General features: G+C 33.9%; 1 protein-coding gene. It reads left to right on the top strand.

Going from position 1 to position 366, the window contains the following annotated elements:
* Positions 1-275 precede the first annotated feature (275 nt).
* Positions 276-366: hypothetical protein (locus IDG60_RS22050; protein ID WP_241013329.1), on the top strand; the 91-nt coding region annotated here is incomplete at its 3' end.

The raw sequence follows: 366 nt of genomic DNA, 5'->3' as shown, positions 1-366 counted from the left end.
ATGAAATAAGACTGAGCCTGGGTCATAAATTCAATGTCCTAGGCACTACAATGTTATATTGGCAGTAGTTGACTGAAAGAAAATACGCTTGTAACAAGCTTTTTTCAATTCTAGTGGGGCCCCAACAAAGAAGCTGACTTTCTGTCAGCTTACAATAATGTGCAAGTTGGGGTAGAACGAAATAAATTTTGTTAAATATTATTTCTGTCCCACTCCCTATTAGACGAAACAAAGATGATGTTAAAATATATGAATTTTAAGTAGAGGGATAAGATATGAGGAAACGTGCTAGAATCATTTATAACCCGACATCAGGTAAAGAGCTATTTAAAAGAGAATTACCTGATGCCTTAATAAAATTAGAAA

It is taken from the genome of Staphylococcus sp. EG-SA-2 (assembly GCF_017152085.1).
This window is presented reverse-complemented; position numbering and strand designations above follow the sequence as displayed.